Source organism: Pseudarthrobacter humi (assembly GCF_024294965.1).
GTDB classification, from domain to species: Bacteria; Actinomycetota; Actinomycetes; order Actinomycetales; family Micrococcaceae; genus Arthrobacter; species Arthrobacter humi.
Map to the genome: position 1 here is coordinate 56,731 of NZ_JANCLV010000006.1, position 17,247 is coordinate 73,977.

At 66.5% G+C, this 17,247-nt stretch carries 14 protein-coding genes; all 14 read left to right on the forward strand.

From position 1 onward, the window contains the following. The first annotated feature begins 128 nt into the window (after positions 1-128). The gene (rsmH, locus tag NFC73_RS10570; protein WP_254749982.1) at positions 129-1,121 is read left to right on the forward strand and encodes a 16S rRNA (cytosine(1402)-N(4))-methyltransferase RsmH; all 993 of its coding nucleotides are present in this window, start codon (positions 129-131) and stop codon (positions 1,119-1,121) included. Then, positions 1,118-1,801, forward strand: coding sequence for a cell division protein FtsL (ftsL, locus tag NFC73_RS10575; protein WP_254749984.1), 684 nt, complete (start codon positions 1,118-1,120; stop codon positions 1,799-1,801). Before rsmH ends, ftsL begins: the two co-directional genes overlap by 4 nt. Positions 1,802-1,863: 62 nt before the next feature. After that, entirely contained in the window at positions 1,864-3,660 is a 1,797-nt protein-coding gene (locus tag NFC73_RS10580) for a peptidoglycan D,D-transpeptidase FtsI family protein (protein WP_254749986.1), read from the forward strand. An 89-nt stretch (positions 3,661-3,749) separates the two neighbouring features. Next, positions 3,750-5,399: a UDP-N-acetylmuramoyl-L-alanyl-D-glutamate--2,6-diaminopimelate ligase gene (locus NFC73_RS10585; RefSeq protein WP_254749988.1), complete on the forward strand. Its 1,650-nt coding sequence runs from the start codon at positions 3,750-3,752 to the stop codon at positions 5,397-5,399. A 6-nt stretch (positions 5,400-5,405) separates the two neighbouring features. Continuing rightward, on the forward strand, positions 5,406-6,872 hold the full coding sequence (locus NFC73_RS10590; RefSeq protein ID WP_254749990.1) for a UDP-N-acetylmuramoyl-tripeptide--D-alanyl-D-alanine ligase: 1,467 nt from the start codon (positions 5,406-5,408) through the stop codon (positions 6,870-6,872). Beyond that, positions 6,869-7,978 carry a phospho-N-acetylmuramoyl-pentapeptide-transferase gene (gene mraY, locus NFC73_RS10595; protein ID WP_254749992.1) on the forward strand — a complete coding sequence of 370 codons (1,110 nt, stop codon included), beginning with the start codon at positions 6,869-6,871 and terminating at the stop codon, positions 7,976-7,978. Before NFC73_RS10590 ends, mraY begins: the two co-directional genes overlap by 4 nt. Further along, positions 7,960-9,537: a UDP-N-acetylmuramoyl-L-alanine--D-glutamate ligase gene (gene murD / locus NFC73_RS10600; protein WP_254749994.1), complete on the forward strand. Its 1,578-nt coding sequence runs from the start codon at positions 7,960-7,962 to the stop codon at positions 9,535-9,537. Before mraY ends, murD begins: the two co-directional genes overlap by 19 nt. Before the next feature lie 2 nt (positions 9,538-9,539). Beyond that, positions 9,540-10,943, forward strand: coding sequence for a putative lipid II flippase FtsW (ftsW, locus tag NFC73_RS10605; RefSeq protein ID WP_254749996.1), 1,404 nt, complete (start codon positions 9,540-9,542; stop codon positions 10,941-10,943). Between the two features lie 6 nt (positions 10,944-10,949). After that, on the forward strand, positions 10,950-12,050 hold the full coding sequence (gene murG / locus NFC73_RS10610; RefSeq protein WP_254749998.1) for an undecaprenyldiphospho-muramoylpentapeptide beta-N-acetylglucosaminyltransferase: 1,101 nt from the start codon (positions 10,950-10,952) through the stop codon (positions 12,048-12,050). Further along, entirely contained in the window at positions 12,047-13,423 is a 1,377-nt protein-coding gene (murC, locus tag NFC73_RS10615; RefSeq protein WP_254750000.1) for a UDP-N-acetylmuramate--L-alanine ligase, read from the forward strand. The genes murG and murC overlap by 4 nt, the downstream gene beginning before the upstream one ends. Further along, the gene (locus NFC73_RS10620) at positions 13,416-14,378 is read left to right on the forward strand and encodes a cell division protein FtsQ/DivIB (protein WP_254750002.1); all 963 of its coding nucleotides are present in this window, start codon (positions 13,416-13,418) and stop codon (positions 14,376-14,378) included. Before murC ends, NFC73_RS10620 begins: the two co-directional genes overlap by 8 nt. A 187-nt stretch (positions 14,379-14,565) precedes the next feature. Next, positions 14,566-15,798: a cell division protein FtsZ gene (ftsZ, locus tag NFC73_RS10625; RefSeq protein ID WP_254750004.1), complete on the forward strand. Its 1,233-nt coding sequence runs from the start codon at positions 14,566-14,568 to the stop codon at positions 15,796-15,798. An 8-nt stretch (positions 15,799-15,806) separates the two neighbouring features. Then, on the forward strand, positions 15,807-16,496 hold the full coding sequence (locus tag NFC73_RS10630; protein ID WP_254750006.1) for a purine nucleoside phosphorylase YfiH/LACC1 family protein: 690 nt from the start codon (positions 15,807-15,809) through the stop codon (positions 16,494-16,496). After that, complete coding sequence (locus tag NFC73_RS10635; protein WP_254750007.1) at positions 16,489-17,229, forward strand: YggS family pyridoxal phosphate-dependent enzyme; 741 nt, start codon at positions 16,489-16,491, stop codon at positions 17,227-17,229. Before NFC73_RS10630 ends, NFC73_RS10635 begins: the two co-directional genes overlap by 8 nt. Positions 17,230-17,247 lie beyond the last annotated feature (18 nt).

The following is a 17,247-nucleotide window of genomic DNA, read 5'->3' on the forward strand; positions in this document are numbered from 1 at the left end:
TCCAGCCGCCCATCGGACAGTCAACCTGGCTCACTTCCCCGGAGCCAGGCCGGCAGGTCGATAGGCGCGGATGGGGATCTGGCTTAAGAAGCAGCACACCAGCACCCACGGCAGGAAAGGACGAAGGCATGAACGATGACCCGAAGCCAACGTCCGAACGCCATGTGCCGGTCCTCAAGGACCGGTGCATCAATTTGTTGGCCCCCGGCTTCGAGGCTGCCCGCCTCCGAGGTGAAACCCCCATCGCGATTGACGCGACCCTCGGCATGGGCGGCCACTCCGAAGCCATGCTGGAGCGTTTCCCGGATCTGCACCTGATCGGCATCGACCGTGATGAGGAAGCCCTGGCGCTGGCAGGGGAGCGGCTGGCGCCCTTCGCTTCCCGGACCGACCTGGTCCACGCCGTCTACGACGAAATCGCCGACGTCCTCGAAGACCTGGGCGTGGCGCAGGTTCATGGCATCCTGATGGACCTGGGCGTTTCATCCCTGCAGCTGGACGAACGTGAGCGTGGCTTCGCCTATTCCTTTGACGCTCCGCTGGACATGCGGATGGACACCAGCCGCGGGCAGACCGCAGCAGATGTGGTTAACAACTACAGCGAAGAGGATCTCGTCAGGATCATCCGGAAGTGGGGCGAGGAGAAGTTCGCCGGCCGGATCGCCAACAGGATTGTCGCGGCCAGGGCTGTCAAGCCTTTCGCCACCACGGGGGAACTCGTGGAACAGATCCGCTCCGTGGTTCCGGCGGCAGCCGCCAAATCGGGCGGCCACCCGGCCAAGCGGACGTTCCAGGCACTGCGCATCGAAGTCAACGAGGAACTCGACGTGCTGGAGCGCGCTGTTCCCGCAGCCGTGGCAGCAACGGCCCTGGGCGGGCGCATCGTGGTCATGTCTTACCACTCCCTCGAGGACAAAATCGTCAAGTCAGTTTTCCAGGCTGGCTCCAAATCCTCCGCGCCCCTCGGATTTCCGGTGGAACTTGAGGAACACAAGGCCTTCCTCAAAACCCTGACCAAGGGCACCGAGGTACCCACCGCCGCCGAGATTGCAGAGAATCCGCGTGCAGCCTCCGCCAGGCTGCGGGCCGTGGAACGTATCAGAGCCAGGAGAGAAGCATGAGCACTGCCGCCGCCAAGGACTTTCCGGTCGTCTCCGGCAGCAGCGCCCCGGCGATCAGGTCGCTTCCTTCCGGCGCCGGCCGCAGGGAACGCACACCCCTGTCCGTGGTGCGTTCCGCCCCCAAGAAGCGCCGTGCGCCGTTTGTGGTGATGTGCTTCGCCCTGCTCGCTGTTGCGCTCGTTGCCGTGCTGGTCCTGAACATCTCAGTCTCTACCTCCCAATACCAACTAGTGGAGTTGAGGGGCAAGCAGAGCACGCTGACCAAGCAGAACCAGGACTTGACACAGCAGGTCCAAAACTTTGAAGCTCCCCAGAACCTGGCAGCCAAGGCTTCCGACCTGGGCATGGTCGCTTCGACGGTCAAAGGCCAGATCGACCTCTCCACGCTTGCCGTTACGGGCAAGGCAACTCCGGCGGTGAAGGGTGGCGCGGCCGGATCGGTGATCCCTGCTCCCGCCGTCGAGGGAATGATCATAGTGGTTCCTCCGGCAACGTCCGGGGAGCCGTTGGCGAGCCGTAAACCGACTGCCGAGGAACGGCCCCCTGCGCAGGCCCGTGCGGCGGCACCTGCCGCTGCAGCACCGCCGGCCGAAGCGCCCGCACCACCGGCACGTGCGGCGGAGCTCCACGGCGGTTCGGTTCCAGCACCCGAACAGAAGGTGCCCGGGTCTAACCGGTAGCCGCTGAAGGACAGCCAGTCAGGTCATAAACAGGCAACAAGGCGAGCAGCAAGGGAATCACGGTGGCGCAGAGGACCGGCAAGGCAAAAGGCGGCAAGGCCCCCAACGCCACCAAGCGGCTGCGCCTCGGCCTGGGCATTATGCTGACGCTGCTTTTAGTGGTGGGCGGCAAGCTCTTTTTCGTCCAAGGGCTCGACGTCGGCGGGATGGCCGCGGCTGCGCTCGATTACAGGATGCGCGAGACTTCCCTCCCGGCCGAACGCGGCAGCATCCTTGCCGCCAACGGGACGGTCCTGGCCAACAGTGTGATCCGCTACAACATTGTGGTGGACCAAACCACCAACACGAAGACGGAGAAGTTCTGGCGCCTGGAGGAGGGCGTGGACAAACTTGTTGAAGTCAGCCGGGAGCAGGGCATCAGCGAACTCGCAGCTGTCCTGGGCATGGACGCTGACGAACTCAGGAACGCCGTGACGGGCGAATCGAAGTACCACATCGTCGCCAAGGACCTGAAGCCGGACGTTGAGCTCAGGGTCTCGGATCTCAGTATTCCCGGCATCGTCACTGAGGGCGTCAGCAAACGCGTCTACCCCAACGGTTCCGTGGCCGGCGGTATTATCGGCTTCCTCCAGGACGGCAACACCGGCCAGGCGGGGATCGAGCAGACACAGGATGGGCTGCTGCGCGGGAAGGACGGCAGGCGGCTCTTTGAGATCGGTGCCGACGGTCTCCGGATTCCGGTCGGCGTGGATGAACTGACACCGCCGGAGGACGGCAAGGACGTCAAGCTCACGCTCAATTCCGATCTCCAGTATTTCGCCCAGCAGGCCATTCAAAGCCAGTCAGACAAACAGGGCGCCGAGTGGGGTGTCATCACCGTGATGGATGCGAAGACCGGTGACATTGTCGCGATGGCGGACACTAATGCCCCGGATCCGAACGATCCCGGACGGGTGGCTGCCAAGGACCGCGGCGTGCGCTCCGTGACCGCAGCGTATGAGCCCGGCTCGGTACAGAAGATGATCACGGCCGCCGCCTTGATTGAAGAAGGAAAATCCAGCCCCCTGGATACGTTCACTCTCGGACCGTCGTACACCGTGGACGGCCAGACCTTCACAGACGCCTTTACGCACGGCACCGAAGAGCGCACGCTCGCCGGCATCCTGGGCTGGTCAATGAACACCGGCACCGTTGCGGCCGGGTCGCGGCTGACCAAGGAACAACGGTACGACTGGCTTAGGAAATTCGGCATCGGCGAAGCCCCGGACATTGGATTGCCGGCTACGGCCTCCGGGATTCTCACACCGGCGGACCAGTGGGACGGCCGCCAGGAATACACGGTGCTGTTCGGCCAGGGCGTATCGCAGTCCACCCTGCAGACGGTCCGAGCCTTCCAGACCATCGCCAACAACGGTGTGATGCTCCAGCCGCGCCTGATTGACGCATACGTTTCACCCGACGGAACAGAGGAGAAGGTCGCCCCGCAGCCTTCCCGCCAGGTGGTGTCGGACGGCACCGCGCAGCAGGTCCAGGACATCCTGGAAAGCGCGGTCACCGAAGGCCAGATCAAGGACGCCGCGATCGACGGATACCGGGTGGGGGCAAAGACCGGAACGTCTGAATCGCCGTGCGACGACGGGAAGTCGGGGTTCTGCGGCTACACCGCTTCAATCGTGGGGATGGCACCGATGGATGATCCCCGGTTTATTGTTGAGGTGGTGCTGCAGCGGCCCAAGGGCAATATCTACGGCATTACGCAGGGGCCCGTGTTCCGTTCGGTCATGAGCCAGGCGCTGCGCACCTACAATGTCCAGCCGTCCACGGGCGAACCGGCCAGGCTGCCGCAGTACGCCAAGTAGCATCAAGCCAGGCAGCAGTTCACCCAACGCCCGCAGCGGAAGCAGTCTCCCGCGGGCATGATCCACTAGCACCACCATCGGAGATTCCCTTGTCAGAGCAGAGCGCATCAGCCAGCAACGCGGGACCGGCCGGGGAACCGGCCCCCGCGCGGTTCAGGCCTACGGCAGTTGCTGCCGTCAGCCTGGACACGATCGGCGACGCGATCGGTGTGCAGGTTCCGGGCGCCTCCGCTGCCGTCAGCGTCACGGGAATTTCACTGAACTCGCGAACCGTGGAGCAGGGCGACCTGTATGTGGCGCTGCCTGGTGCTTCCCGCCATGGCGCAGACTTCGTGTCGCAGGCGGTCGGCAGGGGAGCGGTGGCAGTCCTGACCGACGACGCCGGCGCCCGCCTTCTCGCGCTGTCTGCGGATTCCGCCGAAGCCTCTGTCCCGGTGCTTGTGGTGGACGGACCGCGCAACGTGGTGGGGCCACTGTCCGCCATGATCTACCAGAGCCAGCCCGCAGCTGGGCCGACGCCGCGCTTGTACGGTGTGACTGGAACCAACGGCAAGACCACCACCACGTACTTCATCAACGCCCTGCTCCGTGCGCTCGGGCAGCAGACGGGCCTGATCGGAACCATCGAAATCCTGGCCGGCGGAGAACCGGTTCCCAGCCTCCTGACCACGCCTGAGTCACCGGATCTCCACGGCTTGCTCGCCCTCATGCGGGAACGGGGACTGGACGCCGCGTCGATGGAAGTCTCCTCCCACGCCGTGTCCTTCCAGCGGGTGGACGGTGTGCTCTTCGACGTCGCCGGTTTCACGAACCTGACGCAGGACCACCTGGACCTGCACGGCACCATGGAGGACTACTTCGCCACAAAGGCGGAGCTGTTCACGCCCGGCCGTGCCCGCAAGGCTGTGGTGACGGTCGACGACGAATGGGGCCGCAGGCTTGCCGCCACGGCACGGATCCCGGTCACCACCCTCTCGATGACACCCGGCGGAGCTCCCACCGACTGGACCGTAACCTCCCCCTCCGCGCGTGGGCTGGGGACCGGCTTCAGCCTGCAGGGACCCGACGGAGTTACTTTGAATGTCCACACCGGCCTGCCTGGAGCTTTCAATGTCGCCAACGCCGCACTGGCCACGGTAATGGTCCTGGCCAGCGGAATGGACGCCGCCACCGTGCAGGCCGCCCTGGACCGCCACGACCCCTTCACCGTGGCGGTACCGGGACGGATGCAGCTCGTCTCCGAAGAACCGGCGGCCGTCGTGGACTTCGCCCACAACACTGATGCCCTGGCGCGGGCACTGGAAGCGGTCAGGTCGCCGCAGCCCGGCTCCCGGGTGATCGTGGTTTTCGGAGCCACCGGACAGCGCGACCAGGGCAAGCGTCCAGCCATGGGCGCCGTCGCCGCAAAGATGGCCGACATCGTCATCGTCACGGACGACGACCCCCACGACGAGGACCCTGCGGCCATCAGGGCTGATGTGCTGGCGGGCGCACGGGCGGCGCGCGAACAGGGATCTCTGGAGAGTGTCATCGAAGAGGTTTATCCCCGCGACGCCGCCATCCGGCGCGCCGTGGACCTGGCCGGTCCGGCCGACACCATTCTTGTGGCCGGCCGCGGCCATGAGGTCTGGCAGGAAGTCAAGGGCGTCAATCTTGCACTGGATGACCGTGTGGAACTGCGGAACGCCTTGACAGCCAGGGGATTCACCGTTCTCCGAGACGACCGGATAGAGTCCTAGACCGAGATGATTGCACTTACTGCGGCGGAAATCGCCGATATCACACACGGACGCCTGGACGCCGATCCGGGGATCACGCCCCTTTCGGTGGTCACCGATTCGCGCGAGGCTGCCGCCGGGTCGCTATACGTGGCGAAACCTGGCGAGCACGCCGATGGCCACGACTTCGTTGCTGCCGCCTTCAGCCGCGGTGCGGTGCTGGTCCTCGCCGAGCGCCCCGTCACGGGCCCGGACGGCGTCAACTATCCGGCCGTGCTGGTAGAGGATGCCGTGCTGGCCATGGGTGCGCTGGCCGCCGAAGCGGTCCGCCGGATCCGCCTGGCCCGGTCTGCCGCAGGCGACGCCCTGACCGTCATCGGGATCACCGGTTCCGCCGGGAAGACCACCACGAAGGACCTCCTCGCCGGCATCCTCACCCAGCAGGGTGCCACCGTTGCCCCGCAAGGTTCGTACAACGGCGAGGTGGGCGTACCGCTCACCGTCTTCCGCGCCGACACCCAAACGCGCTACCTGGTGATCGAGATGGGCGCCACAGGCATCGGGCACATCCGCTACCTGGCCGACATGGTGAGGCCCGACATCGGCGTCGTCCTCGGCATCGGCACCGCCCACGCCGGGGAGTTCGGCGGAGTGGACAACATTGCCCAGGCCAAGGGTGAACTGGTGGAGGCCCTCGCCGCCGGCGGGACCGCCGTCATCAACCTCGACGACGACCGCGTCGCTGCCATGCGCAGCCGCACCGCCGCCACCGTGCTGGGCTTCTCCGCCGAAGGACGCCCTGACGCAACCGTTCGGGCCGAGAATCCGGACACAAACGCTGAAGGCAACCCGGAATTCGAGCTCGTCCTGCCCGGCGCCGAAACAGGCCTGCACGTCAGCAGCCGCCTCATCGGCGCCCACCACACCGGCAACCTCCTCGCCGCAGCAGCGGCCGCGCACGCGGCCGGAGTGTCCGGCAGGGACATCGCCGCATCGCTGAGCACACAGTCAGCAGCCAGCCGTTGGCGGATGGAACGCACCGAACGTGCTGACGGCGTGACCATCATCAACGACGCCTACAACGCCAACCCGGAGTCCATGCGGGCGGCCCTGCGCACGCTGGCCGACCTTGGCCGCGGTCGGCGCACCTGGGCAGTCCTGGGCGCCATGCTGGAACTGGGACCCGATTCAATCCGTGAACACACTGTTGTTGGCACCCAGGTGGTCCGCCTGAACATTTCCCGGCTGGTCGTCGTCGGCCGCGAAGCCCGCGCACTTTACGTTTCCGCCGTCCAGGAGGGTTCCTGGGGCGACGAATGCGTCTTTGCCGAAACCGCCGAGGACGCCTATGTGCTCCTCAACGCAGAGCTTGAGCCCGGCGACCTGGTGCTTTTCAAGTCGTCCAACAGCGTTGGACTGCGGCACTTGGGCGATCGGATAGCATTACCCCCACAATCCACGGAACCCACCGATGAAGGGAGCGAGCTGCTGTGATTGCACTACTGATCGGCGCAGGACTTGCCCTGCTGTTTGCCTTGGTGGGAACGCCGCTGTTTATCCGCTTGCTTGTGCGCAAGAGCTACGGCCAATTCATCCGTGATGACGGACCCACGTCCCACCACACCAAACGCGGAACGCCCACCATGGGCGGCACCGTGGTGGTGGGCGCGGTCCTGCTCAGCTACGGGCTGACCCACCTGATCATGTGGATGATGAACCCGGACTCGGCAGGCCCCTCCGCCTCGGCCCTGATCCTGCTCTTCCTGATGGTCGGCATGGGGCTGGTGGGCTTCCTGGACGATTTCATCAAGATCTCCCGCCAGCGGAGCCTTGGCCTGGACGCAAAGGCCAAGCTCATCCTCCAGGCCGCGGTAGGCATAGCCTTCGCCATCCTGGCCCTGAACTTTCCCGACCCGGACGGCCTGACGCCGGCCTCGACCAAAATCTCCTTGGTCCGCGACATTCCTTGGCTGGATCTGGCCTTCGCCGGCACAGTGGTCGGCGCAATCCTCTTTGTCCTCTGGTCCAACCTGATCGTCACGGCGGCGACCAACGGCGTAAACCTGACGGACGGCCTGGACGGCCTGGCCGCCGGCGCTGCGGTCATGGTTTTCGGCGCCTATACGCTGATGGGAATCTGGCAGAACAACCAGGCCTGCGGGTCGCCGCGGGAAGCCGGCAGCGGCTGCTACTCCGTCCGCGACCCCCTGGACCTGGCGCTCCTGGCAGCTATCCTGAGCGCCGCCCTCGTGGGATTCCTTTGGTGGAACACCTCACCGGCCAAGATCTTTATGGGTGACACCGGGTCATTGGCCATCGGCGGTGCGGTCGCCGGCTTCGCCATCCTTTCGCGGACGGAACTGCTGCTGGGAATCATCGGCGGCCTGTTCGTCCTGATTACCCTGTCCGTGATCATCCAGGTGGGCTACTTCAAGGCCACCGGCGGAAAACGCGTTTTCAAGATGGCACCGCTGCAGCACCACTTCGAACTCAAGGGCTGGGCAGAAGTCACGGTGGTGGTCCGGTTCTGGATCCTGGGCGGTCTCTTCGTGGCTGTGGGCCTGGGTGTCTTCTACGCTGAATGGGTTGTGCTCCTGTGACTGTTTCTCCTCGCCTGCAAGACCTGGTCAGTTGGGATTCTGACTGGGCAGGGCTGCGCGTTGCAGTCACCGGCATCGGAGTGTCCGGGTTCGCCGCGGCGGATACCCTCATCGAACTCGGTGCCCGGGTGGTGGTGGTTGATGCCGCCACGTCCGAGATAGCCAAGGCACAGGCCGACACCCTGAAGATCGTCGGCGCCGTGGACGTGCTCCTGGGCGAGGAAGCCGTCAACAGGATTCCAAAGATCGATGGCAGCTTCCCCGACCTCATCGTGACCTCCCCGGGTTGGCGGCCGGACCAGGCGCTCCTGGCGGCCGCTGCGCGCGCCCACATTCCGGTCTGGGGCGACGTCGAGCTTGCCTGGCGCCTGCGGGTCCGGGCCGGGCACAGGACCGCTGACTGGCTGACCATCACCGGCACGAACGGCAAGACCACCACTGTGGGCCTGACGGCGTCGATGCTGCAGGCCGCCGGCCTGAAGGCCATCGCGGTCGGCAACGTGGGCACTCCCATCCTGGACGCCCTCCGCGACCCCGTGGAATACGACGTCTTCGCGGTTGAACTATCCAGCTTCCAGCTGCACTGGGCTGAAACGCTGTCGCCGGTGGCCAGCGTCTGCCTGAACGTGGCTGAGGACCACGTTGACTGGCATGGTTCCTACTATTCCTACCTCGCGGACAAGGCCAAGGTCTATGCGCGGACCCAGAAGGCCTGCATCTTCAACGCGGAACAGATCGAGACCGAACGGATGGTTGAGGACGCGGACGTTGTGGAGGGCTGCCGGGCCGTCGGTTTCACCACACTCACGCCGGCCATCAGCATGCTCGGCGTGGTGGAGGGCCTGCTCGTGGACCGCGCGTTTATCGAGGAACGCAGGGACAGCGCCGCCGAGCTGGCCTCGATGACCGACCTGGGGCAGTTTGCGCCCCGGCACATGGTGGCGAACGCCCTGGCGGCTGCAGCCCTGGTCCGGGCCTACGGTGTGGATGCGAAGGCCGTGCGCCAGGGAATCCAGGACTACGTGCCGGGCAACCACCGCATCCAGCCGGTCGCCCGGCAGAACGGCGTGCTCTGGGTCAACGATTCCAAGGCCACCAACCCGCACGCAGCAGCCGCGTCACTGGCCACCTTTGAAAACGTCATCTGGATCGCCGGCGGCCTGTCCAAGGGAGTCAGCTACGACCATCTGGTCCGGGACCACGCCGCCCGGCTCAAGGCTGTGGTACTCATCGGTACGGACACCGCCGCGCTTGCGGAGGCCTTGCAGCGACACGCGCCCGATGTCCCCGTGATCACGACGCCGCCGGGCGACACTGAAAATATGCAGACTGCCGCAACGGGCGGAGCCACCACGGACAGCTCGCCGGATTCCGGTGCGGCCGTGATGACCCGGGCCGTTGCGTCAGCGGCGCAGCTGGCGGCATCAGGCGACACCGTGCTGATGGCCCCGGCAGCTGCTTCCATGGATCAGTTCTCTTCCTACGCTCACCGCGGCGACGCCTTTATTGAAGCTGTCCGCGAGCTGGTGGAAGGGCAGGCCCAGACCGGCGAGGAGTAACAATGGTCAGCACGCCCACCCGGTCGCCGGCCCCCCGGCCGCGCGCCGGGAAACCCGCTTCTCCCGTCACGTCCACCATCACCCTGCCGGACCGGATCCGGGACTCGTACCAAGCCTTCTGGTCCACGCTGGAAGGAACCGGCACCTCCAAGAACGGCTCAACGTATTACCTGATCCTTGGCTCCACGCTGGCCCTGACCGCTATCGGCATCATGATGGTGCTGTCGGCCTCCAGCGTCGAATCCATCGCTGCCGGAAAATCGCCCTACGGCGACGCCCTCAAGCAGGGAATGTTCGCCGCCATCGGCATCTTCACCATGTTCGTCCTTTCCCGCATCAACGTGGTCTGGCTGAAGCGCCTGGCCTGGCCGGGCCTGGGCGGGGCCCTCGTCCTCCTGGTCCTGGTGCAGGTGATCGGAGACGAAGTCAACGGCAACAAGAACTGGATCGACCTGGGCGGCATCACGTTCCAGCCGTCCGAGGCGTCCAAGCTGACTCTGGCGCTGTGGATGGCCACCGTCCTGGCCAGGAAAGGGAAGCTGCTGCGGCGCTGGCCCCACGTGCTGATCCCGGCCGTGCCGCTGGCGGGCGGGGTCATCGGCCTGGTCCTGCTGGGCAATGACCTGGGCACCGCCATGATCATCATGATGATCACTGCTGCCGCCCTCTTCTTCGCCGGAGTACCGCTGTACCTGTTCGGGTTCGCCGCACTGGCCGCGGCCGCCGGCACGGCCGTCATGGCCATCACCAGCTCAAACCGCATGTGCCGCATCACCTCGTGGTGGACAGGCCAGTCCTGTGCCGACGGCATTGACGCCAACTACCAGGCCACCAACGGGCTCTACGGGCTCGCGTCCGGTGGCTGGTTCGGGGTTGGCCTGGGCCAAAGCCGGCAGAAGTACAGCTGGATTCCGGAAGCCCACAACGACTTCATCTTCGCCATCATCGGTGAGGAACTCGGCCTGGTGGGCACCGTCGTCGTGCTTGTCCTTTTTGCCATCCTTGGCGCCGCCATCTACCGCGTAGTGGTGGCGCAGGAGGATATGTTCCACCGGGTGCTGGCCGGCACCATCATGGTGTGGCTCCTGGGGCAGGCCACTGTCAACATGGCCGTGGTGACGGGGCTGATGCCGGTGATCGGCGTGCCGCTGCCGTTCATTTCCTACGGCGGTTCGGCATTGCTGATGTCGCTCTGCGCCGTGGGGGTGGTGCTCTCGCTTGCCCGCGAACAGATGGCGCCTGCCCTCAGGCCGAAGAAACTGCTGAAATTCGGCGCCAAGAAGGCCGGGGGAGCCGCTGGCCGCAAACCTGCTGGCCGGAAAACCGCCGGCCGGAAAACCACCGGCACGACAACCGCTGCCCGCAAAACAGCCAGCCCTACAACAACCGCAAGAAAGCGTACGTAGCACCAGATGACTTCCCAGAACCTGTCCATTGTCCTGGCGGGCGGCGGAACCGCCGGCCACATCAGCCCCCTGCTGGCCATCGCGGCCGCCCTGCGTACCGCCGCGCCCGAGGCGAGGCTGCTCGCCGTCGGCACGCCTGCTGGCATGGAAACCCGGCTGGTGCCCGCCGCCGGCCTGGAACTGGCCACCATCGACCGGGTGCCTTTTCCGCGGAAACCTTCTGTTGACCTGCTCAGGCTGCCCGCACGGCTGGCCGGGGCGGTCAGGCAGTCCGGACGCATCCTCGACGACGCCTCGGCCGACGTCCTGGTGGGCGTCGGCGGCTACGTCTGCACACCGCTGTACCTGGCCGCCCGGCGCCGGGGAATCCCCATCGTCATCCATGAGGCCAATACCAGGCCCGGCCTGGCCAACCGGGTGGGATCGTTCCTGACCCGTCGCGTGGCCACTGCCTTCGACACCACGCGCCTGCGCCACGCCCGCCATGTGGGCATGCCCATGCGGACCGAAATCTCCAGCCTGGACCGTGAGGCTTCCCGAGCCGCCGCGCGCGAAGAACTGGGCCTGGATCCCACCTCGCCCACGCTGATTGTGACCGGTGGTTCCTCCGGCGCCCAGAGCATCAACCGTGCGGTCGCTGCCGCCGTCCAGGACCTTGGCGCGGCGGGGATCCAGACACTCCACATCACCGGCCGCGGCAAGACGGTTTTGGGGCCCGACGGCGGCCCGCTCGCCGCGCCGGGCTACCGGCAGGTGGAGTACGTGGACGGCATGGAACGGGTGTACGCCGCAGCGGACGTGCTGCTGGCGAGGTCCGGCGCCGCCACGGTCTGCGAAGTGGCCGCCGTGGGTGTACCGGCAGTGTTTGTCCCGCTGCCCATCGGCAACGGCGAGCAGGCGCTCAACGCGGCAGGGCTCGTGAGCGCCGGTGGCGCACTCCTGGTCCCGGATAAGGACTTCACCGCGGAGTGGGTGGCAGGCAAGCTCATCCCCCTGGTCACCGACCCCGGCCGCCTGGCCACCATGGCCGCCAGCTCGCGCCGCCTTGGCATCAGAAACGCCGATCAGCGCATGGCTGATCTTGTCCTGGAAGCGGTATCCGCATGATCCCCTCAAGCGTCCGCAGCCAGGAGTCCCTGGGCCGCGTCCACTTCATCGGCATCGGAGGGGTGGGAATGTCCGCCGTGGCCCGCATCATGGTGGCCCGCGGCGTTACCGTCAGCGGATCGGACGCCAAGGACCTTCCCGTCATGGCGGAACTTGCAGCCGCCGGCGCGCGGATCGCCGTGGGATACGCCGCCGCCAACCTGGGCAATGCCCAGACCGTGGTTGCCGGCTCGGCGATCCGTGCGGACAACGCCGAGCTGGTGGCCGCGCGGGCGGCCGGCCTGCCCGTGCTGCACCGCTCGGAGGCTCTGGCGGCCACCATGGGGGACGACCTCGTGGTAACCGTGGCAGGAACCCACGGCAAGTCCACCACCACCTCCATGGTCACCGTCCTGCTCCAGGGCGCCGGGATGGATCCGTCGTTTGCCATCGGCGCCAACGTGCCTGCTCTCGGCGTCAATGCCGCCCACGGCACGTCAGGGGTCTTTGTGGCCGAAGCGGACGAGTCCGACGGCTCCTTCCTGAACTACCGGCCAAAGATTGCCGTGGTCACCAACGTCGAACCCGATCACCTGGACCACTACGGCACCGCCGAGGCCGTCTACGAGTCCTTCGACCGCTTTACGGCGCTGCTTCCGGCCGACGGCGTCCTGATTGCCTGCGCTGATGACTCCGGCGCCGCAGCCCTCGCAGAGCGCACGCTGGCGCGCGGCAACACCCGGGTGGTCCTGTACGGCACCTCGGACGGGTCGGACCTGGTGCTGCACGACGGCGGCCCGGGGGACGTGGCGGTCTCCTCACCTGCCGGGCGGTTCGCCCTGGACCTGCAGGTCCCGGGCAGGCACAACGCGCTGAACGCTGCCGCCGCCGTCGCCGTCGCGCTGGAGCTGGGCGTCGACGCCGAAGCTGCCGCGCGTGCCCTGGCGCACTTCTCGGGCGCTTCGCGGCGCTTTGAACTGAAAGGGGAGGCGCGCGGCGTCCGCGTATATGACGACTACGCCCACCACCCCACCGAGGTCCGCGCCGCCCTGACGGCTGCACGGTCAGTGGCCGGCGGGCACCGCGTCCATGTTCTGTTCCAGCCGCACCTGTTCTCCCGCACCAGGGAGTTTGCCAGGGAGTTCGCAGACGCGCTGAACCTTGCAGACACCGCCCTGGTCCTGGACATCTACCCTGCGCGCGAAGATCCCATCCCCGGAGTCAGCAGCCAGCTCATCGCCGAGCACCTGGCACCCGGCGGGCGCCTGGTGGAGCCGGGCGGGGCTGTTGCTGCCCTTGCGGACGCCGCCGGGCCCGGCGACATCATCCTGACTGTCGGGGCAGGGGATGTCACGGCCTTCGGACCGCAGATCGTGCAGGCTCTCGGTGGGTAGTCCGCGCCGGCCCACCTACGCTTCACCGGGCAGGCGCCAGCCTTCCGCTCCGGCGGAACCGGGGGTCATCTCGGCCTCCAAACGCGCCCCGGAAGCGGACACCCCGCATGTGCCCGGCCGCAATAAGGCGAAGGACGCCGGCCGCAAGAAAGTGACGGACGCTGGTCGCAGGCAGTCAGCGGACAAGGCGGCGGCGGGCAAGCCGTCGGCAGGCAAGGCGGGGGCGGGCACCGACAATGTGCTGGCCTTCCCGGAGCCGCCCGGAAAACGCCTCAAGCGCAACATCCTGATGACCCTGGGCGCTGCCCTGGCGTTGGTCTGCGCGCTGCTGGCCGCCGCAATCTTTTCCCCGGCACTCGCCGTAGGCACCGTCTCCGTGTCCGGTACCCGGCTCGTCACCACGGAACAGGTGCAGGCCGCACTGGAACCCCTGAAGGGCAAACCCCTTCCCCAGATCAGCGATGAGGAAGTCAGCCGCCTCCTCGCGCCGCTCGTCCAGATCAAGTCCGTCTCCACCCAGGCGCGCCCGCCGTCCGGGTTGGCGGTCCAGGTTTTGGAGCGCGTCCCGGTGGCCCTGGTTAAGCAGGGGGAGCAGTACCAGTTGGTGGATGTGGACGGCGTGGTCCTGGCCAGCCCTGCGGACCCGGCCGCAGTTGCCCTGCCCGTGATCGACGGCGGCGCCGGAACCATCGGCAAGGACCTCTTCCAGGCCACCGCAGCGGTCCTCGGTGCACTCCCGCTGGACGTGCTGTCGAAGCTGTCCAACGCATCCGCCCAGTCCGTGGACGCGGTGGAGCTCAAACTGGTGGACGGTCAGACCATCATTTGGGGGAATGCGGGGGAGAAGGAGCTCAAGGCCAAGGTGCTTGAAGCCCTGCTCAAAGTTCCCGCGGACCCGAAGAACCCCGTCCGTGTGTACGATGTGAGCGCGCCCCGGCATCCGGTGACGCGCTGAACGCTTTATTTACCCGGTATTCCCGCGACACGCGGCTCCGGTTATTGAATGTCCGAACCATAGGAAATAGCGTTCCAGACATGAGTTACTTGACATAACTATAACCTTCAACTCGAGGGTTAAGGTTCGAAGCTTCAAGCCCGACTCCACAGTTTTCGCAATAGGACACGAACAAGGGACACGTAACGTGGCAGCTCCGCAGAATTACTTGGCCGTCATCAAGGTCGTCGGCATCGGCGGCGGTGGCGTGAACGCAGTCAACCGCATGATCGAAGTCGGCCTCCGGGGCGTTGAATTCATCGCCATCAACACAGATGCCCAGGCTCTGCTGATGAGTGACGCCGACGTCAAACTCGACGTCGGTCGTGAGCTGACCCGCGGGCTCGGTGCAGGCGCCAACCCCGAGGTGGGCAAGCAGGCTGCGGAGGACCACGCCGACGAAATCGAAGAGGTCATCCGCGGCGCGGACATGGTGTTTGTGACCGCCGGCGAAGGTGGCGGCACGGGCACCGGTGGCGCCCCTGTGGTGGCGCGCATTGCCCGGTCCCTCGGAGCGCTGACCATCGGTGTGGTGACCCGCCCGTTCACGTTCGAGGGCCGCCGTCGTGCGGGTTCTGCAGAGGCGGGCATCGACGCCCTCCGCGACGAAGTGGACACGCTGATCGTCATCCCGAACGACAGGCTTCTGTCCATCAGCGACCGCAACGTCTCCGTCCTGGACGCTTTCCGTTCCGCTGACCAGGTCCTGCTGTCCGGTGTCCAGGGCATCACGGACCTCATCACCACCCCCGGCCTGATCAACCTCGACTTCGCTGACGTCAAGTCCGTGATGCAGGGCGCAGGCTCCGCGCTGATGGGAATCGGCTCCGCCCGCGGTGAAGACCGTGCGGTAAAGGCTGCGGAGCTCGCCATTGCATCGCCGCTGCTGGAAGCCTCCATCGACGGCGCCCATGGTGTCCTGCTCTCCATCCAGGGCGGTTCCGATCTGGGCCTGTTCGAAATCAATGAAGCTGCCCGCCTGGTCCAGGAAGTGGCCCACCCCGAAGCCAACATCATCTTCGGTGCCGTGATCGACGACGCACTCGGCGACGAGGCCCGTGTCACGGTCATTGCCGCCGGTTTTGACGACGTCAAGGCCACCTCCCCCTCCATGGACCAGTCGCAGCCGCAGGTGGCGCCGCAGCGGCCCGCAGCGGCACCCGCACCGGCTCAGGCCCCCACTTCTGGTGGCAGCCACCAGCACAACGTCCAGCCGGTCCACGCAGGAGTCGGCGCGTCGGGGCTGAGCAACTGGGGCCAGCAGCGCCCGTCGTCGGTTCCCGCCGATTCAGGTTTCGACGTCGACCTGCCCTCGGTAGTGGAGCCGGACCTCTCGGGCAACCGCGCCGATGACCTGGATGTCCCCGACTTCCTGAAGTAGGGCCCGGGTTGTTCCATTGGCGGGCCGAAGTGTCTGCTGGCGTGAGTGTGGCGTTCACGGACACCCGGGCCGGCAATCTTGCCCTGCACGTCGCGGACAACGCCGCTGATGTTCTCCAGCGCCGGGAGGCGCTGGAGGACGCTGCCGGCCTAACCCGTGGTTCCCTCCGGTTCATGGAGCAGGTCCACGGCACCGCGGTGGAAATGATGGAGCCGGCCACGCCAGCGCCCACCGCCGATGCCATGGTGTCAAGGGGGCTGCCGCTTGCGGTGATGGTGGCCGACTGCATCCCGGCAGTACTCGTAGGGGAAGGACCAGAAGGTCCGGTCCTCGCCGCCGTGCACGCAGGCCGCCCGGGGATAGAAAACGGCATTCTCCCGGCGGCAGTGGAGCGGATGCGCTCAGCCGGGGCAACCGCCATCCGTGCCTGGCTGGGCCCGTCAATCTGCGGGCGTTGCTATGAAGTGCCCGCCGAACTGCGCGCCCAAGTAGCTGCCCAGGTTCCGGCGACGTGGGCTGCCACGTCCTGGGGCACGCCCGCACTGGATCTCCCAGCGGGGGCGAAGCGCCAACTTGAAGCTGCCGGCGTCGTCATCGAATATGCGGGTCCGTGCACGCTTGAAAACGAAGAGCTTTTCTCTTACCGCAGGTCCAACACCACCGGACGCTTCGCAGGACTGGTGTGGTCGCATGAATGAGGGCACTGTGGAGGACAACGCCGAACGGATGGCTGATCTGGCGGAGCGCCTCGCCGCCGTGCAGCGTCGTATTGACGCGGCCGTCCAAGATGCAGGCCGGGCGGGGGAACTGCCCACGCTGATTGTGGTCACCAAGTTCCATCCGGCCGCCGACATCAGGCGCCTGGCTGCCCTCGGCGTCCGCGACGTCGGCGAGAACAGAGACCAGGAAGCTTCCGCGAAGGCGGCCGAACTGGCCGGCCTCGGACTCAACTGGCACTTCGTCGGGCAGTTGCAGAGCAAAAAAGCGAAATCCGTGGTGAAGTATGCCCATGCGCTCCATTCCGTGGACCGGCTGGCCCTGGTTGATGGCCTCGAGCGTGCCATCGCCGCGGAACAGGAGCGGACGGGCCGGGGAGCTTTGGACTGCTTCATCCAGGTCAGCCTCGACGACGACGCCGGCTCGCATCGCGGCGGCGTGGCCGCCGCCGAGGTACCACTCCTGGCCGAGCGGCTGTCAGCCGCGGCAGGACTGGAACTGGCGGGCGTTATGGCTGTCGCCCCGTTGGGCACCAGTCCTGAGGCGGCGTTTGAAAAGCTGGCAGCCATCTCGGCGGCCCTGGTAGCGGAGCATCCCGGCGCAACTGCCATCTCGGCGGGCATGAGCCAGGACCTGGAAGCGGCTATCCGTTTCGGTGCGACACACCTGCGAATCGGTTCCGATATTCTCGGATCGCGTCCTGACGTGGGGTAGCGTCGAACCCATAGGAAG